Source organism: Variovorax glucosi (assembly GCF_051216695.1).
Lineage (GTDB): Bacteria > Pseudomonadota > Gammaproteobacteria > Burkholderiales > Burkholderiaceae_C > Variovorax.
In genome coordinates this window covers 941,040-966,089 of the sequence record NZ_JBPJZE010000002.1, presented here as the reverse complement: position 1 = coordinate 966,089, position 25,050 = coordinate 941,040, and the positions used below count along the sequence as shown (strand labels likewise).

22 protein-coding genes are annotated in these 25,050 nt (G+C 65.4%); 12 read left to right on the top strand and 10 right to left on the bottom strand.

Going from position 1 to position 25,050, the window contains the following annotated elements; genetic code table 11:
* Nucleotides 1-16: 16 nt before the first annotated feature.
* The gene (locus ACSFA3_RS12750) at nucleotides 17-1,831 is read right to left on the bottom strand and encodes a glycoside hydrolase family 15 protein (protein ID WP_435505809.1); all 1,815 of its coding nucleotides are present in this window, start codon (nucleotides 1,829-1,831) and stop codon (nucleotides 17-19) included.
* Nucleotides 1,832-2,021: 190 nt separating this feature from the next.
* Here ACSFA3_RS12750 and ACSFA3_RS12745 point away from each other — a divergent pair, with 190 nt between their 5' ends.
* A complete protein-coding gene (locus ACSFA3_RS12745) occupies nucleotides 2,022-3,371 on the top strand; it encodes an alpha/beta fold hydrolase (RefSeq protein WP_435505808.1) in 1,350 nt (449 codons plus the stop codon).
* Nucleotides 3,368-4,912 (top strand): GMC family oxidoreductase, encoded by a 1,545-nt coding sequence (locus ACSFA3_RS12740; protein WP_435505807.1) that lies wholly within the window; start codon nucleotides 3,368-3,370, stop codon nucleotides 4,910-4,912. The genes ACSFA3_RS12745 and ACSFA3_RS12740 overlap by 4 nt, the downstream gene beginning before the upstream one ends.
* 22 nt (nucleotides 4,913-4,934) lie before the next feature.
* On the opposite strand, the gene ACSFA3_RS12735 is transcribed toward ACSFA3_RS12740, so the two are convergent.
* A complete protein-coding gene (locus ACSFA3_RS12735; RefSeq protein ID WP_435505806.1) occupies nucleotides 4,935-5,270 on the bottom strand; it encodes a DUF3579 domain-containing protein in 336 nt (111 codons plus the stop codon).
* A gap of 166 nt (nucleotides 5,271-5,436) precedes the next feature.
* Between ACSFA3_RS12735 and ACSFA3_RS12730 the strand changes: the two genes are divergently transcribed.
* The gene (locus ACSFA3_RS12730) at nucleotides 5,437-6,642 is read left to right on the top strand and encodes an aspartate aminotransferase family protein (protein ID WP_435505805.1); all 1,206 of its coding nucleotides are present in this window, start codon (nucleotides 5,437-5,439) and stop codon (nucleotides 6,640-6,642) included.
* Nucleotides 6,639-7,583: an ornithine carbamoyltransferase gene (argF, locus tag ACSFA3_RS12725; RefSeq protein WP_435505804.1), complete on the top strand. Its 945-nt coding sequence runs from the start codon at nucleotides 6,639-6,641 to the stop codon at nucleotides 7,581-7,583. The genes ACSFA3_RS12730 and argF overlap by 4 nt, the downstream gene beginning before the upstream one ends.
* A gap of 2 nt (nucleotides 7,584-7,585) precedes the next feature.
* Here the strand turns inward: argF and ACSFA3_RS12720 are convergent, their stop codons facing one another.
* Nucleotides 7,586-8,167, bottom strand: coding sequence for a hypothetical protein (locus ACSFA3_RS12720; protein WP_435505803.1), 582 nt, complete (start codon nucleotides 8,165-8,167; stop codon nucleotides 7,586-7,588).
* A gap of 91 nt (nucleotides 8,168-8,258) precedes the next feature.
* Between ACSFA3_RS12720 and kynB the strand changes: the two genes are divergently transcribed.
* Both kynB and ACSFA3_RS12710 read left to right on the top strand, forming a co-directional pair.
* A complete protein-coding gene (gene kynB / locus ACSFA3_RS12715; RefSeq protein WP_435505802.1) occupies nucleotides 8,259-8,897 on the top strand; it encodes an arylformamidase in 639 nt (212 codons plus the stop codon).
* A gap of 18 nt (nucleotides 8,898-8,915) precedes the next feature.
* Nucleotides 8,916-10,022 carry an NHL repeat-containing protein gene (locus tag ACSFA3_RS12710; protein ID WP_435505801.1) on the top strand — a complete coding sequence of 369 codons (1,107 nt, stop codon included), beginning with the start codon at nucleotides 8,916-8,918 and terminating at the stop codon, nucleotides 10,020-10,022.
* 12 nt (nucleotides 10,023-10,034) lie between these two features.
* Here ACSFA3_RS12710 and ACSFA3_RS12705 read toward each other — a convergent pair whose 3' ends face one another.
* The 6 genes from ACSFA3_RS12705 to ACSFA3_RS12680 all read right to left on the bottom strand — a co-directional run bounded on the left by ACSFA3_RS12705 (nucleotide 10,035) and on the right by ACSFA3_RS12680 (nucleotide 18,082).
* A complete protein-coding gene (locus ACSFA3_RS12705; RefSeq protein ID WP_435505800.1) occupies nucleotides 10,035-11,237 on the bottom strand; it encodes an FAD-dependent monooxygenase in 1,203 nt (400 codons plus the stop codon).
* The gene (locus tag ACSFA3_RS12700; RefSeq protein WP_435505799.1) at nucleotides 11,234-11,488 is read right to left on the bottom strand and encodes a DUF6587 family protein; all 255 of its coding nucleotides are present in this window, start codon (nucleotides 11,486-11,488) and stop codon (nucleotides 11,234-11,236) included. The genes ACSFA3_RS12705 and ACSFA3_RS12700 overlap by 4 nt, the downstream gene beginning before the upstream one ends.
* A gap of 19 nt (nucleotides 11,489-11,507) precedes the next feature.
* Entirely contained in the window at nucleotides 11,508-13,430 is a 1,923-nt protein-coding gene (feoB, locus tag ACSFA3_RS12695; RefSeq protein ID WP_435505798.1) for a ferrous iron transporter B, read from the bottom strand.
* On the bottom strand, nucleotides 13,423-13,731 hold the full coding sequence (locus tag ACSFA3_RS12690; RefSeq protein ID WP_435506219.1) for a FeoA family protein: 309 nt from the start codon (nucleotides 13,729-13,731) through the stop codon (nucleotides 13,423-13,425). The genes feoB and ACSFA3_RS12690 overlap by 8 nt, the downstream gene beginning before the upstream one ends.
* A 170-nt stretch (nucleotides 13,732-13,901) precedes the next feature.
* On the bottom strand, nucleotides 13,902-16,832 hold the full coding sequence (locus ACSFA3_RS12685; protein WP_435505797.1) for an aconitate hydratase: 2,931 nt from the start codon (nucleotides 16,830-16,832) through the stop codon (nucleotides 13,902-13,904).
* A gap of 101 nt (nucleotides 16,833-16,933) precedes the next feature.
* Entirely contained in the window at nucleotides 16,934-18,082 is a 1,149-nt protein-coding gene (locus ACSFA3_RS12680; RefSeq protein WP_435505796.1) for a Fic family protein, read from the bottom strand.
* Between the two features lie 255 nt (nucleotides 18,083-18,337).
* On the opposite strand from ACSFA3_RS12680, the gene ACSFA3_RS12675 reads away from it, so the two are divergent.
* The 6 genes from ACSFA3_RS12675 (at nucleotide 18,338) to ACSFA3_RS12650 (ending at nucleotide 23,894) form a co-directional block, all read left to right on the top strand.
* Nucleotides 18,338-18,841 (top strand): pyridoxamine 5'-phosphate oxidase family protein, encoded by a 504-nt coding sequence (locus ACSFA3_RS12675; protein WP_435505795.1) that lies wholly within the window; start codon nucleotides 18,338-18,340, stop codon nucleotides 18,839-18,841.
* Between the two features lie 3 nt (nucleotides 18,842-18,844).
* Nucleotides 18,845-19,873: an acyl-CoA dehydrogenase gene (locus ACSFA3_RS12670; RefSeq protein WP_435505794.1), complete on the top strand. Its 1,029-nt coding sequence runs from the start codon at nucleotides 18,845-18,847 to the stop codon at nucleotides 19,871-19,873.
* A gap of 98 nt (nucleotides 19,874-19,971) precedes the next feature.
* The gene (locus ACSFA3_RS12665; protein ID WP_435505793.1) at nucleotides 19,972-20,643 is read left to right on the top strand and encodes a PIG-L deacetylase family protein; all 672 of its coding nucleotides are present in this window, start codon (nucleotides 19,972-19,974) and stop codon (nucleotides 20,641-20,643) included.
* On the top strand, nucleotides 20,640-21,275 hold the full coding sequence (locus tag ACSFA3_RS12660; RefSeq protein WP_435505792.1) for a class I SAM-dependent DNA methyltransferase: 636 nt from the start codon (nucleotides 20,640-20,642) through the stop codon (nucleotides 21,273-21,275). Before ACSFA3_RS12665 ends, ACSFA3_RS12660 begins: the two co-directional genes overlap by 4 nt.
* The gene (locus ACSFA3_RS12655; protein ID WP_435505791.1) at nucleotides 21,272-22,015 is read left to right on the top strand and encodes a glycosyltransferase family 2 protein; all 744 of its coding nucleotides are present in this window, start codon (nucleotides 21,272-21,274) and stop codon (nucleotides 22,013-22,015) included. Before ACSFA3_RS12660 ends, ACSFA3_RS12655 begins: the two co-directional genes overlap by 4 nt.
* A 148-nt stretch (nucleotides 22,016-22,163) precedes the next feature.
* The gene (locus ACSFA3_RS12650; protein WP_435506218.1) at nucleotides 22,164-23,894 is read left to right on the top strand and encodes a tannase/feruloyl esterase family alpha/beta hydrolase; all 1,731 of its coding nucleotides are present in this window, start codon (nucleotides 22,164-22,166) and stop codon (nucleotides 23,892-23,894) included.
* A gap of 13 nt (nucleotides 23,895-23,907) precedes the next feature.
* Here the strand turns inward: ACSFA3_RS12650 and ACSFA3_RS12645 are convergent, their stop codons facing one another.
* Entirely contained in the window at nucleotides 23,908-25,050 is a 1,143-nt protein-coding gene (locus tag ACSFA3_RS12645) for a zinc-binding dehydrogenase (RefSeq protein WP_435505790.1), read from the bottom strand.

The following is a 25,050-nucleotide window of genomic DNA, read 5'->3' as shown; positions in this document are numbered from 1 at the left end:
GGTGTACTCCAGTAAATCAGATTCGGCCTGTTCGTTCGTTCAGAACGGACAGCGCCATGAGGTGAGCGAGATGGCTGAGGCCCTGGGGCAGGTTGCCGAGAAAAGCGCCGGTCGCCGGGTCGACCATCTCGGCCAGCACGCCGTGCCCTTGCGACAGGGCTGCCGTCAGCCGGTCGTACCTGTCACGAGCGTCGGCACGTTGCCCCAGTTGGGCACGCGCCGCCACGATCCAGAACGAGCAGGCGAGAAAACATCCTTCTTCCTGGTCCATTCCGCTGTAGCGATAGTGGAACGGGCCGGTACCGAGTTCGCGGTCGATCGCATCCAGCGTCTTCTCGAGCCGCTCGCGACCGTCGAAGCCGAAACGCACCGCCAGCGCCAACGAGGCGTCCAGCTTGTCGCTGCCCGGATACATCACGAAAGCCTGTTTCGACGCCGACCAGCATTCCTTCTCGATCCAGTCCTTGACCCGCTCGCGCTCCCGCGCCCAGCGATCCCGGCAGGTCGTTGGAAGCTGCCCCTGGTCCGCCAGCTCGACGGCGCGGGTCAGGGCCTGCCAGCAGCTGATCTTCGACATCGTGTAGTGCTGCTCTTCCTGCAGCTCCCAGATGCCGGCGTCCGTCGTGCGCCAGCGATCGGCGCATTCGTCGGCGAGATGGGAAAGCAGCTCGGCGCTCGCCCTGTCGAGAATATTTCCGCTGCCGACGAAACACGACGCCGTCTCGAAGATGTCGCCGTAGACGCCATGCTGGCGTTGGGAGGTCGCAGCGTTGCCGGTAACCACCGGTCGCGATCCGCGATAGCCCGCCAGGTCGAGCTCCTGGAGATCGGGAACCACCTTGCCGTCGAGGGTGTAGACGACTCTCGTGCCATGGTGGCGCAACTGGTTGAGCAGCCAGGTCAGGGCTGCCTTCGCCTCGGCCTGAAGGCCTGCAGTGAGGAAAGCCTTGATGGTGTAGCCCGCATCGCGCACCCAGGCATAGCGGTACTCGAAGTTCTTCTCGCCGCCGATCGATTCCGGCAGCGAGGTCGTGGCGGCGGCGGCGATGGCACCGGACGGTGAATAGAGAAGCAGCTTGAGCGCGAGCGCGCTGCGAATGAAGGCAGAACGGTCCGCCAGGTTATCGCTCTCAAAAGAGACCCCCTTGCACCACACTCGCCATGCTTCGTCGGAGCCGTCAATGCGCTCGTCGATTTCCTCGATCGACGGTACGACCAGAGGCTCGTCGCGACCGGCAACGACTGAGACGATGCGCCGCTCGCCGGCCGAAACGACGAAGTCGCCCGTCACTCCTTCGTCCGACCATTCGAAGCGAACCTCGTCGCTGTGAATGAGAAGTGCCATCACGCGCCCGACATGCAGCACGACCCGGCCGCCGATCGTCGATCGATACGGATTGACGGTATTTCCCCGCCGCCCGGGCTTCATGACCAGGTTGAAGCGCACGCTACCGTCGAGGCCATCGACCCTGCGCGCCAGTTCGGCCCACGGCAGACGCCCCGCCGTACCGCTGTTCAGCGACTCGGTGAGCTTTGCCCGCCCGTCGGGAGTCGTGAAGATCGTTTCCAGGACATTGCTGTCGTCTAGGTAGCGACGCTCGACCTCGAACGGCTCGTCCGGCTGGACGAGAAAGTGGCCGCCATGCTCTGCGTCCAGCAGTCGGTCGAAGAAAGGCGGCGAATCCATGTTCGGAACGCACCACCAGTCGACCGAGCCGTCGGCGCCCGAAAGCGCGACGGACCTTCCGTCGCCCAGAGCGCCGTATTGAGAAAGTGGCAAATAGCCGTCGGTACGCAGGCCGAGCCCTGCAGCGCCGCTCAGGATGTCCACCCGACAGCGAGTGCAGCAGTGCACGTGCGAAAAATCGGCCAACGGAATTGCATGCTTGGTTTCTTTGTTGATTGTTGAAACCTCATGTTGTCCGGCTGCCGATCGGCGACCACGGGAAAAGCGCTCGACCTACTGTAGGAAGGCCAATGTGACCCTTTCGGCTAGCCGCCCGGAGCGATGACATCGAACGATGAATGACAAACCTGTTCTTTTTATGCTCCATGCGCTCGGTGGCAGTGCGCATGCGTGGAGTGGTGTCGCCGATGCGCTCGGTGACGGATTCGAGTCGATCGCCATCGATCTGCCGGGCTTCGGCGATGCGCGGAATGCGCCGGGCCTCAGCGTCACGGATGTGGCCGACCACGTCGCTGCCGCCGTGAAAACGCGGGGGGCCTCCCGCTGGCTGCTGATCGGCCACAGCATGGGCGGCAAGATCGCGTCGATCGTCGCGTCGCGAGCCCTGGCCGGCGAGCCGGGGCTGTTCGGCCTTGCGGGCGTCGTCCTCCTTGCCGCTTCGCCGCCCACGCCCGAGCCGATGGAAGAAGACAGACGCCGGAAGATGATCGGCTGGGCCGCACACGGTCCGCTGGACGCTGCCGCGGCGCGGGAATTCGTCGACGGAAACATCGGCGGAGCGCTCGAACCGGCGGCCGACCGTCTGGCCATCGAAGATCTACAGCGCACTTCGCCAGAAGCCTGGCTCGCCTGGCTCGAGCGCGGGAGCCTGGAAGACTGGTCGGCCGAGGTCGGAACACTCGATCTGCCCGCCCTGATCATCGTGGGCGGTGCCGACGGCGATCTGGGCGAACAGGGCCAGCGCGCGACGAATGCGCTCGTTTACCCACGCGCGAGCATCTCGGTGCAGCAAGGCGCAGGCCACCTGTTGCCTCTGGAGCGACCGAAGGAGGTCGCTGATCTCGTTTCACAGTTCTGGCACCAGACCGCCGGCACCGGCCCGGCGATTCCCGAAGCATTCGTCCAGGCGATCGCGTCGACTCGCACAAGCCGTCGGGCGCGTGCTGCCCTGGCTGTCCGGGCGCTGGCCGACGATGCCGACTACGCACCGGCCGTGTTGTCGAACGCGCAGTTGCAGACACTGCGCGCCCTGGCCGACCGAGTCGTTCCGCAGACCGGTCCAGCTATCGACCTGGCGGCCCGGATCGACGCGCAACTCGCAGCGGCCAAGGGCGACGGATGGCGATTTGCGGACCTTCCGCCGGATCCCCTGGCTTACGCAGCGGCACTGGACGCGCTGGCCGGCTTCGACGCTCTTTCCGAAAACGAACAGCAAGCCAGGCTGACGCAGCTTGCCGAAGGTGAATTTAAATCGGCGGACCTGTCCGCTCAACAAATGAAAAACTGGTTCGAAGACCTGCGCGCCGACATGGTCCGCATCTGGGTCGCGCATCCCGCGACCATGGCCCGCATCGGTTTCGACGGCTTCGCCAACGGCGGGGACGGCACACGAAAGCAAGGCTTCGAGCGGCTCGGTGCAGACGAGCGCGAGTCTTGGGAACCGCTGGTGGGGGTGTCGCGATGAATCTCGATGCAATGCGCCGGTATGGCGAAAGCGAAGTGGTCGATGCAGTGGTGGTCGGTACCGGCGCCGGAGGGGCACCGTTGCTCGCGATGCTGGCCGCGCGCGGCTTGCGGGTCGTTGCACTGGAGGCCGGACGCAACTGGGAACCCGGCGAACACACGCCCGACGAGACCGAGGGCACGGACATCAACTGGATGGAAGAACGCCTGAGCGGCGGCGCCACCCCGACGGCTTTCGGCCCGAACAACAGCGGCATCGGCGTCGGAGGATCGACCCTGCACTGGGGCGCCTTCACGCCGCGCCCCGATCCGCGCGACCTGCAGTTGCGTACTCAGGAAGGCGTCGGCGCCGACTGGCCGATCGCTCATGCCGAACTTGCCGGCTATATCGAACGGGTCGAGCGCTTCATCGGTGTTTCAGGCCCGGCCCACTACCCCTGGGATCTGGCTCGCAAGTATCCGCTGCCGCCTGCGAAGCGGAATGCGTCCGCCGACATGATGGCGCGCGGTTGCGCGGCGCTGGGTATCCGGACGGCGGATGCGCCGGCAGCGCTCGTTTCCCGCGACTGGCATCAGGAAGGCGGCGGTTTGCGCCAGGCCTGTGTCAACTGCGGTTCGTGCCATCAGGGATGCCGCAATGCATCCAAGGCGAGCATGGACACGACCTACCTGCCGCTTGCGGTGGGGCACGGCGCCGAGATACGGGCCGAGTGCAGGGTGCACGGCATCGAACGCGATGCAGCCGGCCGGGTGACGGGAGTGGTCTACCGCCAGAACGGCGTCGACCGGCGACAGCGGTGCGCGGCGCTTTTCCTCTGTGCGGGTGGCGTCGAAACGCCGAGGTTGCTGCTGCACACCGGTCTGGCGAACGGCAGCGGACAGGTCGGACGCAACTTCCTCGCACACGGCGCGACGCAGGTGTGGGGTCGCTTCGACGCCGACATGCGCGGCTATCGCGGCTATCCGTCGTCGCTGATGACCGAAGACACCCTGCGACCGGCGGACGCCGACTTCGCGGGCGGCTACCTGATCCAGAGCCTCGGGGTGATGCCCGTCACGCTGGCGACGACCATGGCGCGCGGTACCGGACTGTGGGGCCGGGCGCTGGTGGACGCGATCGACGGCTATCGGTTCATGGCCGGCGTCGGCATCAATGCCGAATGCCTGCCGTCGGAGAACAACCGGCTCGAGCTCTCGGAAGAACTCGATGCCTTCGGCATGCCGAAGGCGGTGATCAGTTTCAGTGCCGGCGACAACGAGAAGGCCATCGACCGGCATGCGACCCGCCTGATGCGCCAGATCGTCGAGGCGGCCGGAGCAACCGAAACGCTGGTGATGCCTCGCACCGCCCACACCATCGGCACCTGCCGCATGGGTACCGAACGGGAGGCTGCCGTGGTCGACGCGGACGGTCGCAGCTTCGACATCGACAACCTGTGGATCTGCGACAACTCGGTGTTTCCGAGCGCGCTGGTCGCCAACCCGGCACTGACCATCATGGCGCTGTCGCTGCGCACTGCCGAGCGCTTCCTGAACGGGTGATCGACGGGCTGGCTCGACAGGCTCAACGCGCCGACGCCGACGGCGGCGGCGTCGCGTCGGGCACCAGGCAGGCCTCGACGATCTGCAACCCGTTGTCGCGGGCGAAATTCATCACGAAGTCCCAGGCCATCACATTGTGGTCGTTCAGATCGGTGTGGACCACGACGCACTTGACGCCGTTGATGGTCGTCGGTACGCACCAGGGCGAATAGCTCAGATGACTGCCCGGCGTGGCGCCGCCGGGACGGAAAGAGCTCATCACGCCAGCCAGCCGTTCGGCCCAATCGCTGGGTCGGAAGGTGCGGCCGTCACTGGTGAGGCCCTGGATGAAGACTTCTTTGGCGCTGGGAGAGATCATCTTTTGGGGAGGGTCGCGCATTGCGGTGCTGCGGCGCACAACGATTCTATCCAAGGCTCGCGCCGGGATGGTCGAGCGCATTGCTGCGATGCGCAATCCTCAACAACACTTGCGAAGCACCCGCCTAGAATTCGTCTCCCTGCCCCACATTCCTCCCGGAGAACGCATGAGCGCCACTGTCGAACCATCGTCGCCCCACGTCATGAACACCTACGGCCGCCTGCCGATCGCGCTCTCGCACGGCCAAGGCTGCCGAGTCTGGGACACGAATGGTCGCGCCTACATCGACGGTCTGGGCGGCATTGCGGTCAACACGCTCGGCCACAACCATCCCGAACTGGTTCCTGCGCTGCAGGACCAGCTCTCGAAAATCATCCACAGCTGCAACTATTACCACGTGCCGGGCCAGGAAGCGCTCGCCACCAAGCTGACCGAGCTGTCGGGCCTGACCAACGCATTCTTCTGCTCCACGGGCCTGGAAGCGAATGAAGCCGCCATCAAGCTGGCACGCAAGTTCGGTCATGACAAGGGCATCGAGCGGCCGGAAATCGTGGTCTACGAGCATGCATTTCACGGGCGCTCGATCGCGACGCTGTCGGCCACCGGAAACCCCAAGATCCAGAAGGGTTTCGGCCCACTGGTCGAGGGCTTCATCCGCGTGCCGCTCAACGACATCGAGGCGCTGAAACAGGCCACCGAAGGCAATCCGAACGTGGTCGCGGTGTTCTTCGAGGCGATCCAGGGCGAAGGCGGCATCCATCCGATGGCGATCGAGTACATGAAGCAGGTGCGCGCGCTGTGCGACGAACGCGACTGGCTGATGATGATCGACGAGGTGCAGTGCGGCATGGGCCGGACCGGCAAGTGGTTCGCGCACCAGTGGGCGGGCATCCTGCCGGACGTGATGCCGCTGGCCAAGGGCCTGGGCTCGGGCGTGCCGATCGGCGCCGTGGTCGCCGGACCGCGTGCCGCGCATATCTTCGGCCCTGGCAACCACGGCACCACCTTCGGCGGCAATCCGCTGGCGATGCGCGCCGGCAACGAAACCATCCGCATCATGGAAGAGCAGAAGCTGCTCGAGAACGCGGCCACAGTCGGCGCGCACATCAAGGCGTCGCTGCTGAACGAATTCGAAGGCATGTCGGGCGTCAGGGACGTGCGCGGCCAGGGCCTGATGATCGGCATCGAGCTCGACCGGCCCTGCGGCGTGATCCTGAACCGCGCCTGCGAAACCGGCCTTTTGCTCAGCGTGACGGCAGACAGCGTGATCCGCCTGGTGCCGCCGCTGATCCTGACCATCGCCGAAGCCGACGAGATCATCGCCATCCTCGTGCCGCTGGTGAAGGCCTTCCTGGCGGAGCCGGCGCCATGAGTGCGGTACCTGCAACCGCCAAGGCGCCGGCAGTCCGGCATTACCTCCAGTTCGCCGACTTCAGTGCCGACGACTACGCCTATCTTTTCGAGCGCGCGGCGCTCATCAAGAAGAAGTTCAAGTCGTACGAGCGCCATCAGCCGCTGGTCGACCGGACGATGGCGATGATCTTCGAGAAGGCATCGACCCGCACCCGCGTGAGTTTCGAGGCCGGCATGTACCAGCTGGGTGGCTCGGTCGTGAACCTCACCACCGGCGACAGCCAGCTGGGCCGCGCGGAGCCGATCGAGGACAGTGCGAAAGTGATCAGCCGGATGGTCGACATCGTGATGATCCGCACCTTCGGGCAGCAGAAGATCGAAGCCTTCGCTGCCAATTCGCGCGTGCCGGTCATCAACGGGCTCACGAACGAGTTCCATCCCTGCCAGATCCTGGCCGACATCTTCACTTACATCGAGCACCGCGGATCGATCCATGGCAAGACCGTGGCCTGGGTCGGCGACGGCAACAACATGGCCAACACCTGGCTGCAGGCCAGCGAGATCCTCGGCTTCAAGGTGCATGTGAGCACGCCGAGCGGCTACGAGGTCGACCAGTCGATCGCCGGATTGCGTTCATCCGACAGCTACAAGGTCTTCAAGGATCCGATGGAAGCCTGTCGTGGCGCCGACCTGGTGACGACCGATGTCTGGACCAGCATGGGCTACGAGGCCGAGAACGAAGCCCGCCGTGCCGCCTTTGCCGACTGGTGCGTCGACACCGACATGATGCGCATCGCACAGCCCGACGCGCTTTTCATGCACTGTCTGCCGGCGCATCGCGGCGAGGAAGTCGAGGCCGACGTGATCGACGGCCCGCAATCGGTGGTCTGGGACGAAGCCGAAAATCGCATGCATGCGCAAAAGGCGCTGATGGAATTCCTGCTGATCGGCAGGATCTGAATTCAGAGGACGTAGTTGCCGTGCGCATCTGACTTCCGATCCCAGGGCGGCGGCGTCGAAATGTCGTTTCCGGCCGAGCCCGCGCGGTGCAGCTCGCCGGCCGCGATCCTGGGGCCTAGATCGGCGAGGGTCCGCTGCATGTGCAGAAATCCGGGCTGATGACGTTCCAGCAGATCGCCATTCAGGAACACACGGCCGTCCGATTTCACTGTGCAGACGTCCATTCCGGTCTGGATGCAGACTTCTGCGCGCTCCGGACTGAAGAAGACCGAAGCGTTGCCGTCCCGGCCAAGAAAGTCTGAATGCTTCCGGTCTTGTTTCTGCAACTCGGCACGGCATGCGGTGCAACGCGACATCAAAGCCGTGGCGACCGCCTTCGGACCCGACAACCTCACCGCAGCTGTCGCCTGACCGGCGGCGCCATGCGTTGCGCGTTTGAACGAAACCGGTTCGCGCGGGGCCAGTCCGATGGCACTGTCCCGGGCTTGCGGCGTCTCGGTGACGCAGTGGCTGGCGCCGCTCTTGATTCCGTTCATTTGATCCCTGCCGGTCAGATTGTTAAATAAAAGTACCATCCGGTTCACGGCCGTAAATCACAGTGAACCATGGCGAACAGGCTAGCGCAGTCGCGCTGCGCAAATGTGCACATAACTCAACAAAGCCGAGGTATTTCTCGTGAGGCTCTGGGATATTTCACCGCCAGTCGACGCCGAAACAGCGGTTTTCCCTGGCGACACGCCCTATCGACAGCGCTGGATTGCAACCATCGGACCGGATAGCGCAGCCAATGTCGGCGAAATCACGCTGTCGACGCACATCGGCGCGCATGCCGACGCGCCGCTGCACTACGACGCCGAGGGCACATCCATCGGCAACGTCGACCTGATGCCCTTTCTGGGCATGTGCCGGGTGATTCATGCGATCGACTGCGGTCCGCTGGTCGAATGGGCGCATCTCGCGCACGCACTCGACCATTTGCCACCGCGCGTGCTGGTCCGGACGAGCGAGCAAGCATCGGTCGACCGCTGGAATCCGGACCTCGTCGCCTTTGCGCCGGCCACCATCGAACGACTGGCCGAACGCGGCGTCGTGCTGATCGGGATCGACACGGCGAGCATCGATCCGGCCGGCAGCCTGACGCTGGAAAGCCATCAGGTCATCCGGCGGCTCGACATGCGGGTGCTGGAAAACCTGGTGCTCGACGCCGTGCCCGAGGGCGACTACGAACTGATCGCGCTGCCGCTGAAGCTGACGACGGCCGACGCCTCGCCGGTGCGTGCGGTGCTCAGGGAGTTGCGGAAGTTCCAGGAATAACCAACGAAGGAGACAGCTATGTTCAAGATGCGAAGTGGATGGGTGCGAGGGATGGTCGGGCTGGCAACAGTCGTGCTGACGGCCTGCTCGTCGATGGGCGGTGGCCCTGCAGCCACCCGATATGCGGTCGATCCGTACTGGCCGAAGACGCTGCTCGACAAATGGCAGATCGGCGCGGTGGCCGGCGTTGCGGTCGACAAGCGCGATCACGTCTGGATCATTCACCGGCCCGGCAGTTTCACCGACGACGAGAAGGCTGCCGCGTTCGATCCGCCGCGTGCCGCCTGCTGCGTGCCGGCGCCGTCGGTCATCGAGTTCGACGCGGAAGGCAATGTGCTTCGATCTTGGGGCATGGCCGGCGCGGGTTTCGATTTCCCGAAGCGCGAGCACGGCATCTACGTCGACGCGCAGGACAACGTATGGATCGCCGGCAATCAGGACCAGGACCATCAGATCCTCAAGTTCACGGCGGACGGCAAGTTTCTGATGCAGATCGGCAAGGCGGGCCAGACCGGCGGCAGCAACGACACGCGGCTGCTCGGAAAACCGGCGCACATGGAGGTCGATGCGGGAGCCAACGAACTGTTCGTGGCCGACGGCTATGGCAACCGCCGCGTGATCGTGTTCGACGCGACGACCGGCGCCTACAAACGGCACTGGGGCGCCTACGGCAACAGGCCGGACGACACGAAGACGACCTACGACCCGGCCGCGCCGCCGTCGAAGCAGTTCGGCAGCCCGGTGCACTGCGTGCGCCTGGCAAACGACGGACTGCTGTACGTCTGCGACCGGGAGAACAACCGCATCCAGGTGTTTCGGAAATCCGGCGAATTCGTCCGTGAGTTCTTCCTGGCCAGGGAAACGCGCCTGATCGGTTCGGTCTGGGACATGGTGCTGTCGCCAGACCCGAAGCAGACCTACATGTATGTCGCCGATGGCGCGAACAACCAGGTGCACGTGCTTTCGCGCGAGACGGGCGTGGCAGTTTCCGCATTCGGGCGGAACGGCCGGATGGCGGGCCAGTTCCACTGGGTTCACAACATCGCGATCGATTCGAAAGGCAACATCTTCACGGCCGAAGTCGATACCGGGAAGCGACTGCAGCGGTTCACGCCGGCGCGTTAGGGCGGCCGCCCTTCAGCCGCCGTAGAGCCAAGGCACGTCGAGCAGCTTCGGCCCGAGCGCGCGCAGCGAGAGATCGCGGCCGAAGCGCATCGGGCCCGTCATGTGGAAGATTTCCGCATTGCGCCGGGCCCGTGCCTGCACGCGGGCATTGCGCTGCCAGCGCGCGTCGGCAAAACGCGCGAGGGCGGCCGGCAAGTCCGCTGAACGGCCAAGGATTTCCTGCAGCGCTTCGGCCAGCGCCACCGCATCCTCGATCGCCATGCCGGCGCCCTGCGCCAGGTACGGCAACATCGGATGTGCGGCATCGCCGAGCAGCGCCATCCGTCCGCTCGCCATCTGCTGCGGACCGGTGAGCGGTTCGCGGTCGTTCAGGGTCCAGGCACGCCAGTCGGGGATGGATTCCATCAACGCCTGCAAGCTGCCGCAGCAACCGCCAATTGCGCGCTGGAGCGCTTCGAGGCTGCTGGCCTGGTTCCAGTCCCGGGCATCGCCGGCGGGCGCCGATTCGGCCAGGACGACGACGTTGAGCGCTTCGCCCCGCCGCACCGGATAGGCCACCGCATGCAGCCGCGGACCCAGCCAGACGCGCACGTCGTTGCTTCGCTGTGCCTGCGGCAGCGTGCGCTGGTCGATCAGCCCGCGCCATGCGGTGTGGCCTGTCGCGTGCGGCGCCGAGGCATCACCCACGACCTTCGGCCGCACCACGCTCCAGAGCCCGTCGGCGCCGACGAGCGCGTCGCCTTCCCAGACGCGGCCGTCGCCGGTGGCGATCGCGACGGCATCGTCGCTGGCCTCAATCCGCGTGATGCGCGCCTTCAGGTTAAGCGTCGCGCCCTCGCTTCCCTCAGTTCCATCGCTTCCCTGAACTGCGTCGAGCAGCACCGCATGCAGGTCGGCCCGGTGAACGCAGCAGTACGGCGCACCGTACCGATGAAGCATCGCCTCGCCGAGCAGCAGCCGCGCAAGCCCCTCGCCCGTCACCGCACTGGCGATCACCAGCGCCTCCGGCCGCGCGGCGATTCCGTCCACCGCGCCCGAAAGTCCCAGCGATGCCAGTCGCCGCGTCGCATTCGGCCCGAGCTGGACACCGGCACCGACTTCGGCGAACACGTCGGCCTGCTCCAGCAGTTCGACCCGATGCCCCAGCCGCGCCAGCGCCATGGCAGCGGTCAGCCCGCCGATGCCGCCGCCGGCGATCAGTATCCGCAGCGTCATTTCCCTTCGACGACGGCTTCTGGCTTGCCGGTGCCGCAGCTTCCGCAGCTGTCGCACGATCCGCAGCCGGACGATTTCGCCAGCGACGCCGCGAGCGCACTTGCGCGCTGCGCGTCCACAAGCCCGGCGCGCTGCGATCCGGCAGCCACCTTGCCGGCAGCCGCACGTCGCCAGCCGGCCGGCATCCAGCGCCAGACCGCGTAGATGGCAGCCAAGGCGACGATCAGCCCGACGATGATTTGCTGTGTCATTTCCCGTGTCCTTCCTGCTTCAGCCGGCGCCCATGGCGACGGCGATGCGATAGGTGATGAAGCACGCCAGATAGGCCAGCCCGAAAAGGTAGCCGGCCATGATCCAGACGTAGCGCCACGAATTGGTTTCGCGCCGCACCGCGGCGAGCGTCGAGATGCACTGCGGCGCGAACACGAACCACACCAGCAGCGACAGCGCGGTCGCCAGCGACCAGCTGCCTGCGATCAACGGCTCCAGCGCGGTCGCGACGCCGTCCCCGGTCGCCGACAGCGCATAAACCGTTCCGAGCGCGCCGACGGCCACTTCGCGCGCCGCCATGCCCGGCACCAGCGCGATCGAGATCTGCCAGTTGAAGCCGATCGGGGCGAAGATGTGTTCCAGCCAGCCGCCGATGATGCCGGCCGCGCTGTACTGGATGGCCGGGCCGGTCGCGCCTTCTGGCGGCGACGGGAAGGTCGAAAGGAACCACAGCAGGATCGTCAGCGTGAGGATGATCGTGCCGACGCGCTGCAGGAAGATCCAGGCACGCTCGTACAGGCCGAGCGCCAGGTTGCGCAGATTGGGCCAGCGATAGGCCGGCAGTTCCATCAGCAGCGGCGAATACAGCACCCCGCCGGCACCCGTGTCTCCGAAGCGCGCGAAACGCTTCATGACCCAGGCCACGGCCATCGCCGAAACGATGCCGAACAGGTACAGCGCGAACAGCACCACGCCCTGGAGATTGAACACTCCGGCCACCGTGCGCTCCGGAATGAAGGCGGCGATCAGCAGCGCATACACCGGCAGCCGGGCCGAACAGGTCATGAGCGGCGCGATCATGATGGTCGTCAGCCGGTCGCGCCAGTTGCTGATCGTGCGCGTCGCCATCACGCCGGGAATGGCGCAGGCGAAGCTCGAAAGCAGCGGAATGAAAGAGCGCCCCGACAGCCCGACCGTGCCCATCACGCGGTCGAGCAGGAAGGCAGCGCGCGGCAGGTAGCCCGAATCCTCCAGCGCCAGGATGAACAGGAACAGGATCAGGATCTGCGGCAGGAAGACGATCACGCCGCCGACCCCCGCGACCACGCCGTCCACCAGCAGGCTCTGCAGCATGCCTTCGGGCACGACCGCCTTGACGCCTTCGCCGAGCCATTCGGTCGCCGACTTGATGGCGTCCATCGGCACGTTGGCCCAGCTGAACACCGCCTGGAACATCAGGAACAGCGTCACCGCCAGTACCAGCATGCCCCACAGCGGATGCAGCACCACGCGGTCGATGCGGTCGCTGGTCTCCAGGCTGCCGACCGGCTCGGTCACGGCCAGATCGAGAATCCGGCGCACTTCGCGCTGCGTGGCGAGCACGTCGTCGAGCTGAGGCGCGATCCACGGTACCGGCGATGCGGCCGCCACGGGCGCGTCGAGCGCGGTCAGCAGCGTGTCGGCACCGCCCGAATGCACGCCGACAGTCTCGATCACCGGCATGCCGAGCTCGCGCGACAGTGCCGCCGTGTCGACGGCGATGCCCTGGCGTTTCGCCATGTCGGTCATGTTGAGCGCCATCACCATCGGCAGGCCGAGCTTGCGGGCCTCCAGCACGAGGCGCAGGTTCAGGCGCAGGTTGGTCGCATCGGTCACGCAGACCAGCAGGTCTGGCAACGCCTCCCTGCTGCGGCCTGTGACGACATCGCGCGTGACGGCCTCGTCGGCCGACAGTGCGTTCAGGCTGTAGGCGCCCGGCAGGTCGAGCACGAACACGCGACGGCCGCCGGCCGTGAGCAATACGCCTTCCTTGCGCTCGACAGTGACGCCGGCGTAGTTGGCGACCTTCTGACGGCTGCCGGTCAGCAGGTTGAAGAGCGCGGTCTTGCCGCAGTTCGGATTGCCGAGCAATGCGATGCGTTGCGGAGGTGTGCTGGCCGGGGCGCCTGCCCTGGGCCGGAAGTTGAGTACGGCTTCAGCCATGGTCGGCAACTCCGGGCGTGACATGGATGAATGAGGCTTCGTGGCGACGCAGCGCGAACGTGGTGTGCCCCAGCCGCACTGCGAGTGGCTCCCTGCCGGGCAATCCGCTCGCGACGATGCGAACGGCCTGACCCGGTACGAAGCCGATTTCCGTCAGCCTGAGAACCAGCTCCCGGTCCTCGGGCAGATCGGAGCGCCGAAGTTCGAGCACGGTCGCCCACTGCCGGGACGGAAGTTCATCGAGACGGACCGCAGCCGATGGCAGCTGCGGAAGCGATGAGGGCGATGAAGGCGACGGGATGACGGTATCGGTGGGAAGCACGGAAAGAACGCGCTCCACAGAAGAACGCGCGGCAGGTCAAAAGGTGAATGCTAACAATTCCCAATTGCGCTTGCCGAAAAATCCTTCGACCAGCCTGTCGACGGAGCGGGTTCCTCTCGGGCCGCCACTCCGTGCTTCGGGCTTTGCCCTCAGCTCGCCAGCAACTGCCGCAGCACGAACGGAAGAATGCCGCCGTGCTGGTAGTAATCGACCTCGATCGGCGTGTCGATGCGCAGCCGCACCGTGACTTCCTGCTGCGAGCCGTCCGCACGGTGCACTGCCAGCTTCACGTCCATCTGCGGGCGCAACGCACCGCCGATGACGACGTCGATCTTCTCCTTACCGGTCAGGCCCAGGCTCTGCCACGAATCGGTGCCGAGAAACTGCAGCGGCAGCACGCCCATTCCAACCAGATTCGCGCGATGGATGCGCTCGAAGCTGCGCGCCACGACCGCCTTGATGCCGAGCAGCTGCGTACCCTTTGCCGCCCAGTCGCGCGACGACCCGGTGCCGTATTCCTCGCCACCGAAGACGATGGTCGGGACGCCTTGTTCGATGTATTTCATCGCTGCGTCGTAGATGAACATCTTTTCCGGTGCGCCTTTGGCGGAGTCGGACTGGAACAGCGTGAAACCGCCCTCTTCCTGCGTACCGCTTGCATCGGGCGGCAGCATCAGGTTCTTGATACGCACATTGGCAAACGTGCCGCGCATCATGATTTCGTGGTTGCCGCGGCGCGATCCGTAGCTGTTGAAGTCGGCTTTCGGCACGCCGTGTTCCTTCAGCCAGATGCCGGCCGGCGAGCTTTCCTTGATCGCTCCGGCCGGCGAAATGTGGTCGGTGGTGATCGAATCGCCGAAGAGCGCCATCACGCGCGCGCCCGTGATGCCGGGGTCGGTCGCGGCAGGCTCCATCGCAAAATCTTCGAAGAACGGCGGCTCGGCAATATAAGTGGAGGTAGGCCAGTCGTAGACTTGGCCGGTCGTGCCCTTGATGCTCGTCCAGAACTTGCCCGGATCGGTCTTCACCTTGTCGTAATTCGCGCGGAAGGCCTTGGCATTCATCGCGAAACGCAGGTTCTGGTCGATCTCCTTCGCCGTCGGCCAGATGTCGCCCAGGAACACGTCCTTGCCACCGGTGCCCTTGCCGACCGGCTCCGTCATCAGGTCGACCATGACGTTGCCGGCGATGGCGTAGGCCACGACCAGCGGCGGCGAGGCCAGGAAGTTGGCCTTGAGGTTCGGATGGATGCGCGCCTCGAAATTGCGGTTGCCCGACAGCACGGCGGCGGCGATCAGGTCGTTGCCGGTGATCAGTTCGTTGATTTCCGGCGTCAGGTCGCCTGCGTTGCCGATGCAGGTCGTGCAGCCGTAGCCCGCGAGATAGAAGCCGAGCTTTTCGAGATAAGGCAGGAGCCCCGCTTTTTCGAGGTACTCGGTGACGATGCGCGACCCCGGCGCCAGAGACGTCTTGACATGCGGCTTGACCGTCAGGCCCGCTTCCACCGCCTTCTTCGCCAGCAGGCCGGCGGCCAGCATGACGCTGGGATTGGAGGTGTTGGTGCAGGAAGTGATGGCAGCGATCAGCACGTCGCCGTTACCGATGGTGACGCCCGCCTTCACGGCTTTCGCCGTGCTTGCGGTGGCCGACGCCGTCGCCTGGACGTTCGCGGATGTCTTCGTCGGGCGGTTGTCGACCATTTCGACCACCTGGCGCGGTGCACCGGGCGTGGGCGCAGGCGCATCGGCCTCGGCATCCGTCGTGTCGTCGGCCGATCCTGGTTCGCCACCGGCATCGATCACGAGCGGATAGCGCTTGTCGAGCTTGTCGGCGGGCTGGTTGAAGCCGTTGGCGCTGTTCGGCTTGCTGTAGAGCTCCGAGAACTTCGATGCCATCTGGCCGAGGTCGATCCGGTCCTGCGGGCGCTTGGGGCCGGCAAGGCTCGGCGTGACGCTGCCCAGATCGAGCTTGACGATCTGGGTGTAATCGATGTCGCCGGGCGCCGGCATGCCGAACAGACCCTGCGCCTTGTAATAGGCCTCGAACAGTTCCACCTCCGCGTCGGTGCGGCCGGTGCCCTTGAAATAGTCGATGGTCATCTCGTCGACCGGGAAGAAGCCCATCGTCGCCCCGTACTCGGGCGCCATATTGCCGATGGTCGCGCGGTCGGGCACGGCGATCGATGCCGCGCCGGGGCCGAAGAATTCGACGAACTTGCCGACGACCTTCTCTCCACGCAGGATCGCCGTGACATACAGCACCAGATCGGTGGCGGTCACGCCTTCGCGCAGCTTGCCGCTGAGCTCGAAGCCGACCACGTCGGGCGTCAGCATGTAGACCGGCTGGCCGAGCATTGCTGCCTCGGCCTCGATGCCGCCCACGCCCCAGCCGACGACACCGACGCCGTTGATCATGGTGGTGTGGCTGTCGGTGCCGACCAGCGAATCGGGATACCAGACCGGTACCGCATCGGTATTGCCCAGCGTCTTGTAGACGCCGCGTGCCAGATATTCGAGATTCACCTGGTGGACAATGCCGAAGCCCGGCGGCACGACGCCGAAGGTGTCAAAGGCCTGCATGCCCCACTTCATGAACTGGTAGCGCTCGTTGTTGCGCTGGAATTCCAGCTTCATGTTCAGGTCGAGCGCCTTGGGCGTGCCGTAGTAGTCGACCATCACCGAGTGATCGACCACCAGGTCGACCGGCACCAGCGGCTCGATGGTCTTGGGCGACTTGCCCAGCTTCTCGGCGGTGCTGCGCATCGCGGCCAGGTCGGCCAGCAGCGGCACGCCGGTGAAATCCTGCAGGACCACGCGGGTCACGACGAAAGGAATCTCGTCGGTGCGCTCGGCATTGGGCAGCCAGTTGGCGAGTTCGGCGATATTGGCCGGGTTGACCTTCTGGCCATCGCAGTTTCGAAGCACGGACTCCAGAATGATCCGGATCGACACCGGCAGACGGGAAATGCTCGGATATTGCTTGGCGAGTTCCTTGAGCGACCAGAATTTCCCGGACCCTCCCGACGCCGTCTTGAAGGTCTTGAGCGTGGATGCGAAGGGGTGCGCCGGTGCTTTGGCCATTGGGAAACTCCTGTAGATCGTGGAACCTTTCTAAAGATAGCAGGCTTCGATGGCGTCGGCTGTCGGAGGGGTGCGCGTCGGCGTCTGCACTGCGGGCGAGCCTAGGTCGTCAACAACGTGACGTACCGTTGGTAGCTGAAGTTCCGCTTCGTCTTCTGTCCGGTCAGCTCGACGACGATGCCCAGGTCTTCGAGCGTCTTCACTGCTGCGCTGGCTGTTGGAAAACTTGTCGCCAGCTTCTGTCGCGCGCGCTCGACGGTGAAGTGAGGCATCAGGGGCAACAGCTCGAACAACCGGTAGCTGGCTGGACCGGCACCCGATGCCTCAAGCAAACGACGTCGATCCGACGCCACCAGACTGGCGATGGCGATGATGCCGCGCTCGGCATCGGCGGCGGCTGTCGCCACACCTTTCAGGAAAAAGCCAACCCAGCCTTCCCAATCTCCGTCCGAACGCACGCCCGACAGTCTGCGGTAGTACTCGTCCTGATGCTGCTTGAGGTAACCGCTGAGATACATCAAGGGCTCTGCCAGCAAATGCCAATGCTCCAGGAGCGCCGCAATCAGCAGACGCCCGATACGGCCGTTTCCATCCAGAAAGGGATGGATGGTTTCGAATTGCGCATGGATCACCGCAATCTTCACCAACGGCGGCAGGCCAGCCGCAGAGTCGTCGTGAACGAAACGCTCGATGTCGGCCAGCAGTCCCGCCACGCGTTCGGCCGGGGGCGGAACGAACACGGCATTTCCAGGCCGCGTGCCACCGATCCAGTTTTGCGATCGACGCAGCATGCCCGGCTGCTTCCCCACCCCGCGGGCGCCATCCAGCAACAGACGATGCGCTTCGCAAAGCAGCCGTACGCTGATGGGCAGTCCATTTGGATTGCGCATGTTTTCCTGCACCACGCGAAAGGCTCGCAGATAGTTCGTGACCTCCTCGACATCGTCGGTATTGCGAATCGCAAAACCAGCTTCCTCATCGAACAGATCGACCAAGGTCGCTTGCGTCCCTTCGATCTGAGACGTGAGCAAGGCTTCCTTTCGGATTGCGCTGTAGAGCAGCCATTCCACCGATGGGACCAGGCCTGACACGCCTGAGAGTCGAGCCAGTGCGAGTTCGGCTGTCCGGTTCAGGTCGACGAAAGACTCTGGAGCCATCTGAGGATCGTTCGGCGGCAGGAGATTCGGCACGAACGCGCGTACGGCTTCGCCAACCGTTGTCGAAGTTACATAAGTGCCAGTGACGCGCATCAAAGAACTCTTTAATGGAAAACAGGCAGATTAAAGCAATCTTTAATCGACTGCACCTTGATTAAAGCTTTGCTTGGTCGCTGCATCCAGACAACGGGTCCGCGCGACGCATCCACATGCCCGATGTTGGAACGCCGACACGCCGCGTCGGTTCCGACCCACACTGATTCGCGCGCTTGCTTCGGATCCGGTGCGCACCACAGCGGCTAACTTGACATTTCGAACAACCAATCTGCCGCACGCGCACCAATTGCCATGACCACCTCTGCCAACGACCAACAAAAACTCTGGGAACTGATCAAGGACACGCGTTTCGGCATGCTCGTGCACCGCCATTCCGACGGCATGCTGCACAGCCATCCGCTGACGACGCAGAACAAGGACGTCGACGAGGACGCGACGCTGTACTTCTTCATCCCGAAAGACGGCGAAATCGCCCGCCACGTGGCGACCGACAGCGTCGTCAACGTCTCGTATGCCAACACGAGCAGCGACAGCTATGTGTCGATTGCCGGCAACGCGGCGTTGCTCGAAGACCAGGCCAAGAAGGAACAGCTGTTCAACGCGTTCGCCAAGGCCTGGTTTCCGAAGGGCGTAACCGATCCGAACCTGGGTCTTTTGACCGTCAAGATCGACGACGCCGAATACTGGGACGTCGACGACAGCAAAATGGTTCAGCTGTTCAAGATGGCGAAGGCAGCCATGACGGGCGAGACGCCCAAGCAGATGGGCGAGCACAAGAAGCTGGATCTGGGCTGATCCGTGCTGGCGCCAGGCGCCGGCTCACGGCTGGCAAGCGTGCTCGCCGAACAGCCTCGGATCTTTCCCGTGGAGCAGGCGCTCAGGCAACTGATCGACAGCAAAGCGGACCGGTTGCCGTTTCCGGCAGCGGGCAGCACGCTGGAGCGCTGGCGTTCGCTTGCGGCAGTCGCGTCGCACGATCTCTCGCTGGTCAAGCTCTTCGAAGGTCATACCGACGCTCTCGCCATCTTGCAGGAGCTGGGTGCCGATTCTTCATTACCTGAGAGCAGAGCATCGCGCTCATGGGGCACATGGTGTGCAGAGCCGCCGGACGCGCGGCTCGAGATGCGGGCGAGCGGAAGCGGAACCGCAGTCACCCTTCACGGTACCAAGGCTTGGTGCTCTGGCGCGCATGCGGTCACTCACGCTCTTGTCAGCTGTTGGGACGAAGACGGTCGGCCGCGATTGGCCGCCGTTGCAATCGACCAGCCCGGCGTAGCCGTGACCTCCGATGGCTGGCATGCGGTCGGCATGGCTTCGACGAGAAGCGTCGATGTCCGCTTCGACGGGGCGCTTGCCGCGGCGGTTGGTGGCCCAGGCGACTATGTCGAGCGACCCGGGTTCTGGCAGGGAGGCGCGGGTATCGCGGCTTGCTGGTACGGCGGCGCCGAAGGCATTGCCGAGATGACGCGGCAACGCTGCGGACCCAAACCCGATCCTCATCGCCTCGCGCATCTCGGCGCCATTGATGTTGCGCTTGCAGGTGCTGCATCCGTGCTCCGCGAAACAGCCGCCTGGATCGACGCGAACCCCACCGCGTCGGCTCAACTGCAAGCGACGCGCGCTCGTCTCGTGTGCGAGCGTGCCGCCACGGACATCGTTCTTTACGCAGGTCGCGCGCTCGGCGCGGCTCCGCTCTGCCGGGATGCTCGCTTCGCGCAGGCGATGGCCGACCTGCCCGTCTTCATCCGCCAGAGCCATGCCGAACGCGACCTCGCGTCGCTAGGCGATTTGCTGCGCAATGCACCGGAGCCGCCATGGACTCTCTAGCCACAAAACCGGCAGTCGAATCGGACCGCGCCATCGAAGGACTCGGAACGCCGGAATCCCGGTGGCTTCCGTGGCTCGCATCACAGCGGCTACCCGAAATGACCGCAAGCGATCTGGTGCCGCAAGGTCGACGCGCCGTCGTTGTCGCTCCGCATCCCGACGACGAGGTCCTGTCGGTGGGCGGCATGCTGTCGCAGCTGGCTGCGATGAAGCGGGAAATCCTTGTCGTCGCCGTCACCGACGGAACCGGCAGCCACGACGGATCGACGATCTGGCGTCCGGAAAAGCTGGCCGAAGTCCGGCCGCTGGAAAGCCGACGCGCCTGGCAGCGGCTGGGTTTCGGCAAGGTCGAGTCGCGGCGCCTCGCGATGCCCGATGGTGGCCTGATGGCGCAGCGAAACGTCCTAGCTCAACGCATCGCCGCCTTGCTTCGGCCCGGTGATGTGGTCTTCACGACCTGGCGGCTCGACGGCCACCCCGATCATGAAGCGACCGCGCAGGCATGCGCCGCCGCCACGGCGTGCATGAACGCGCGGCTCATCGAAGTACCGGTCTGGGCTTGGCACTGGGCCTCGGCAGGCGATCCGCGCATGCCGTGGCGGCGCGCCCGGCAGATCGCCCTTTCTCCTGACGACATGCGACAGAAGCGCGAGGCGGTTGGCGAATTCACCAGCCAGCTGGAAACCGATGCTTCCACCGGTGCCGGACCGATTTTGCGCAGCACGACGGTCGAACGCGCCTGCAGGCCGTTCGAACTGGTGTTCGCATGAACGGCGTGGAGGGCCGAGCGATGGCAACCGAGCCCGGAAAGCTTCCGTATTTCGAGCAGCTCTACGGCGCCAGTGAGGATCCTTACGGCGTGCGGACGCGCTGGTACGAGTTCCGCAAGCGCGCGACGTTGCTGGCTGCCCTGCCACACCCGAATTACGCGCGCGCCTACGAACCGGGCTGCGGCGCCGGCGAACTCACCGCCGAACTGGCTGCGCGTTGCGACGCACTGCTCTCGAGCGATTTCAGCCCCGCTGCGCTGGCTTCCGCCCGCGAACGCACCGCATCGCTGCCCAACGTACGCGTCGCCTCCCATGCCCTGCCGCACGACTGGCCGCAACACGACGCGCCGTTCGACCTGATCGTCGTCAGCGAACTCGGATACTTTCTCGACGCCGACTCGATGCGCGCCGTGGCCGCGCACTGCGATGCTTCGCTGGCGGACGACGGCGTGCTGGTCGCCTGCAACTGGCGCCCCGATTTCGATGCCCGGGCGCTGTCGACCGACGCAGTGCACGAGGCGCTGGCTGCCATCGGACTGGCGCGCATCGTCCACCACGTCGAGGACGATTTCCTGCTGGACGTGTGGTGCCGGGACGGACGCTCGGTGGCGCAGCGCGAAGGCATCCGATGATCGGCATTGTGGTTCCGGCGCACAACGAGGAGGCGGTCATAGGCAACGCGCTGGCGGCGATGCGCGTCGCGGCAAGCCACCCCGGATTGGGCGGCGAAGCGGTCGAGATCCTGCTGGTGCTCGACAGCTGCGACGACGCAACCGCCGACATCGCGCGCTCCCACGGCATCGCGACGCACCGCGTCGATGCGCGCAACGTCGGTCTGGCCCGCGCCGCCGGCGCCGACCGGTTGCTGAAACATGGAGCGCGCTGGCTTGCATTCACCGATGCCGACACGATCGTTTCACCGGAATGGCTGGTGCGTCAGCTCGAACTCGATGCCGATGCGGTCTGCGGATCCATCGGCGTCGACGACTGGAGCGCCCACGGACCCGATGCGGATGCCATTCGCGAACATTTCGCGCGCACCTACCACGACGTCGACGGCCATCGACACATCCACGGAGCAAACCTCGGCGTTTCCGCCGCGGCCTATGTGCGCGCCGGTGGTTTTCCGGCCCTGAGATGCAGCGAGGACGTTGCGCTGGTCGAGGCGCTGCAGGCGTCGGGCGCGCGCATCGCGTGGAGCGCCGCGCCAAGGGTGCAGACAAGTGCGCGTTCGGATGCACGCGCACGCGGAGGGTTCGGCGACACGCTGCTGGCCGTCATCGCCGCAGGCATCGCGATCACGGCCGCCACCGCCGTCGTCGCTGCCGCGACTACTGCCACCGCCACCGCGCCACCGCAACTCGCGGATTAAGGTTTTCAACGGCCTGGTCCGTCCGGGCATCCACCGATGCGCGCGCGTCCGACGCCGTCCTAAGCTGCCGCACCTGTCCCCGGACCCGGAGGTGCAGGAAAACAACAAGGAGACGCGCGTGATCCATTCGATACCGACGGCCAAGTCAATGGCACATCCAGCCCGCTTCGGCGGCCCCGCAATGCCTTTCGCGGTCCTCGCGGCCGCGCTGCTCGTCGCGGGATGCGGCGGCGGCAACGACGGATCGCGACAGCCGTCCATCGCACTGTCTTGCGCAGAACTCAACGGAATGATCGTCCCGGCTTCGGCCATCGGCCTGACGACGACCGGCGCCGTCGTCACCAGCAGCACCGTGGTTGCCACGGCGGGTACGGGCAACGCGGCGGTCGGCGAATATTGCAAGGTGCTGGGCGACATCAAGTCGGTCGACGCAGCCGCGCAGAGCATCAAGTTCCAGCTCAACCTGCCCACTGCCTGGAATCGCAAGGCGGTGATGTTCGGCGGCGGCGGCTACAACGGCACCATCGCGACGGGTGCGGGTAACGTGCCGGCCGGCCCGGCGGACAAACCGACGCCGCTGGCACGCGGCTACGCGACTTTCGGCAGCGATTCGGGCCATCAGGCGAATCCGCTGACCACGAGCCGCGACGGCAGCTTCGGCGCCAACGACGAAATGCTGCGCAACTTCTCCGCCGACGCAATAAAGAAGACGCATGACGTGGCCATCGCGCTGACCCAGATGCGTTACGCCGATAAGGTGCAGCGCACCTATTTCGCCGGCGGATCGACCGGCGGACGCGAGGCGCTGATCGCCGTCACGCGCTGGCCGGACGATTACAGCGGCGCCATCGTGCTGTATCCGGCCTGGAATGCCGCGGCGCTCGACCTGCAGTTCGGCCGCATCACGCGCGCGCTGGCGCAGCCCAATGCCTACCCGAGCCGCGCCAAGCGCAAGCTGCTGCTCGACGCATCGCTGGCGGCTTGCGACAACCTCGACGGCGTGGCCGACGGCGTGATCAGCAACGTCCGCGCGTGCAACGCGAGCTTCAACCCGCGCACGGCCATCGTCAACGGCGCGCCTCTGCGCTGCCCGAACGGCGTGGATGCGGGCGACAGCTGCCTGTCGGATGCACAGATCACCGGCTTCGAAGTCACGAACACGCCGCTGACGCTCAGCTACCGGCTGGCAAGCGGCGAGACCACCTATCCGGGCTTCAATACCTGGGGCACCGATTTCGGCGTGCCGGGCACGAGCCCGCTGCAACCGACGGTGCTGACGCTGTCGCTCGGCACCGAACAGCCGGCCAACCCGATGCCGCCCGTCACGGCCACGACATCGCCGCCGTACGGCAGCACGTTCTGGGACCAGTGGGTCAAGTTCTTCCTGACGCGCAATCCGAACGCCAACTCGCTGGCGCTCGATCCGCAGAATCCAGGCGCGCTGCAGGAACGCATCGTCGCGCTCACTGCTCTGCAGGATTCGAACGGCACCGACCTTTCGGCCTTCAGCGCCAAGGGCGGCCGCATCCTGATGGCTCACGGCTCGCACGATGCGCTCGTCAGCACGCGCGCTACCGAGCAGTATCTCGAACGGCTGCGCGGCACCATGGGCACCGCACAGCTCGACGGGTTGCTGCGCTATTACGAGATTCCGGGTTACGGCCATGCGGCCAGCAGCGTGTTCAACGCGGCCTGGGATTCGCTGACGACGCTGGAGAACTGGGTGGAGCGCGGCGTCGCGCCGCCGGACCAGATCGTGGCCGACACCGCCGGCGTGCCGGGGCGGACCCGTCCGCTGTGCGTGTATCCGGGGTATCCGCGGTATCGGGGGACCGGAGACGTGAACGTCGCGGCGAGCTACGCCTGCGCGGCGCCCTGATCGAACGCCAGGGTCAACCCTTTTCCAGGTCGACGAGAAACTTCTCTCCGGTCGCGCGCCTGGCATAGGCCGCGACCGCTTCCGGCTCCAGCATTCCGGCCAGGGAAATTTCTCCCGCGTAACCGCTGGCGAAGGTGGTCGTCAGTTCGCTCATGACTCTCTGCTTGAGCACCATCGCGGCTTCGGCGCCGATCTTCTGCAGGAACGGGAAGACCAGCCAGCCTCCGATGCTCCATGCCATGCCGACGTTGTTGCCGAGTTCGATCGGCGCGCTGTCGAGCCGGCCGTAGAGGTAGACCTGCTTGTGCGTGCTGGAGCCATAGCGGCTGTAGTTGCTCTCGGTCCGGCTCAGTGCTGCTTCCATGCAGCTCAGGATCTGGCCGGCGAGCTTGCCGCCGCCGGTGGCGTCGAAAGCGATCGTCGCACCGGTCTCGACCAGCGCTTCGGTCAGGCTTTCCAGGAAATCCGGCGCGCTCGAATTGCAGACGTATTTCGCGCCGATCGAGCGGAGCAGATCGACCTGGTCCTGCTTGCGCACGATGTTCACCAGCGCGATGCCGTCCTTCTGGCAGATGCGGTTGAGCATCTGGCCGAGGTTCGATGCCGCCGCGGTGTGAACCAGCGCCTTGTGGCCGTCCCGGCGCATGTTCTCGACCATGCCCAGCGCGGTGAGCGGATTCACGAAAGAAGACGCGCCCTCCGCAGCCGTTGCGCCTTCGGGCAGCGGCATGCACGATTCGGCGGTCACCGATCGGTACTGGGTGTACATGCCGCCGCCCAGCAGAGCGACGGTCTTGCCGAGCAATGCCTGCGCCGCAGGCGACTTTCCTGCCCTCACGACGAGGCCCGCACCCTCATTGCCCACCGGCAATGCCTGCCCCAGACGCCCTTTCATCGATTTCATCGCCGCTTCGGGCACCTGCGCGGTCAGCACGGGGCGTTCGGCCGTTCCGCCGTACCGGGCCGTTTCGAGATCGGCAGCACCGAAAAGCAGGCCGAGGTCCGACGGATTGATCGGCGCAGCCTGCATGCGCACCAGCACTTCATCATCGCCCGGAACGGGTACCGGCAGGCTGGCGAGCGTCACTTCAAGCTCGCCGGTCTCCTTGATCAGGGACTGGAGTTGCAGGGCTTCTTCGGGAATATGGATCGTCAT

Excerpts from the sequence above, each read along its gene's own strand:
- ACSFA3_RS12665 (WP_435505793.1), top strand. The coding sequence starts at position 19,972 with ATGACCGCAAGCGATCTGGTGCCGCAAGGTCGACGCGCCGTCGTTGTC.
- ACSFA3_RS12660 (WP_435505792.1), top strand. The coding sequence starts at position 20,640 with ATGAACGGCGTGGAGGGCCGAGCGATGGCAACCGAGCCCGGAAAGCTT.
- argF (WP_435505804.1), top strand. The coding sequence starts at position 6,639 with ATGAGTGCGGTACCTGCAACCGCCAAGGCGCCGGCAGTCCGGCATTAC.
- ACSFA3_RS12650 (WP_435506218.1), top strand. The coding sequence starts at position 22,164 with ATGGCACATCCAGCCCGCTTCGGCGGCCCCGCAATGCCTTTCGCGGTC.
- feoB (WP_435505798.1), bottom strand. The coding sequence starts at position 13,430 with ATGGCTGAAGCCGTACTCAACTTCCGGCCCAGGGCAGGCGCCCCGGCC.
- ACSFA3_RS12705 (WP_435505800.1), bottom strand. The coding sequence starts at position 11,237 with ATGACGCTGCGGATACTGATCGCCGGCGGCGGCATCGGCGGGCTGACC.
- ACSFA3_RS12710 (WP_435505801.1), top strand. The coding sequence starts at position 8,916 with ATGTTCAAGATGCGAAGTGGATGGGTGCGAGGGATGGTCGGGCTGGCA.
- ACSFA3_RS12685 (WP_435505797.1), bottom strand. The coding sequence starts at position 16,832 with ATGGCCAAAGCACCGGCGCACCCCTTCGCATCCACGCTCAAGACCTTC.
- ACSFA3_RS12745 (WP_435505808.1), top strand. The coding sequence starts at position 2,022 with ATGAATGACAAACCTGTTCTTTTTATGCTCCATGCGCTCGGTGGCAGT.
- ACSFA3_RS12655 (WP_435505791.1), top strand. The coding sequence starts at position 21,272 with ATGATCGGCATTGTGGTTCCGGCGCACAACGAGGAGGCGGTCATAGGC.
- ACSFA3_RS12645 (WP_435505790.1), bottom strand. The coding sequence starts at position 25,050 with ATGACGATCCATATTCCCGAAGAAGCCCTGCAACTCCAGTCCCTGATC.
- ACSFA3_RS12680 (WP_435505796.1), bottom strand. The coding sequence starts at position 18,082 with ATGCGCGTCACTGGCACTTATGTAACTTCGACAACGGTTGGCGAAGCC.
- ACSFA3_RS12675 (WP_435505795.1), top strand. The coding sequence starts at position 18,338 with ATGACCACCTCTGCCAACGACCAACAAAAACTCTGGGAACTGATCAAG.
- ACSFA3_RS12735 (WP_435505806.1), bottom strand. The coding sequence starts at position 5,270 with ATGATCTCTCCCAGCGCCAAAGAAGTCTTCATCCAGGGCCTCACCAGT.
- ACSFA3_RS12700 (WP_435505799.1), bottom strand. The coding sequence starts at position 11,488 with ATGACACAGCAAATCATCGTCGGGCTGATCGTCGCCTTGGCTGCCATC.
- ACSFA3_RS12730 (WP_435505805.1), top strand. The coding sequence starts at position 5,437 with ATGAGCGCCACTGTCGAACCATCGTCGCCCCACGTCATGAACACCTAC.
- ACSFA3_RS12740 (WP_435505807.1), top strand. The coding sequence starts at position 3,368 with ATGAATCTCGATGCAATGCGCCGGTATGGCGAAAGCGAAGTGGTCGAT.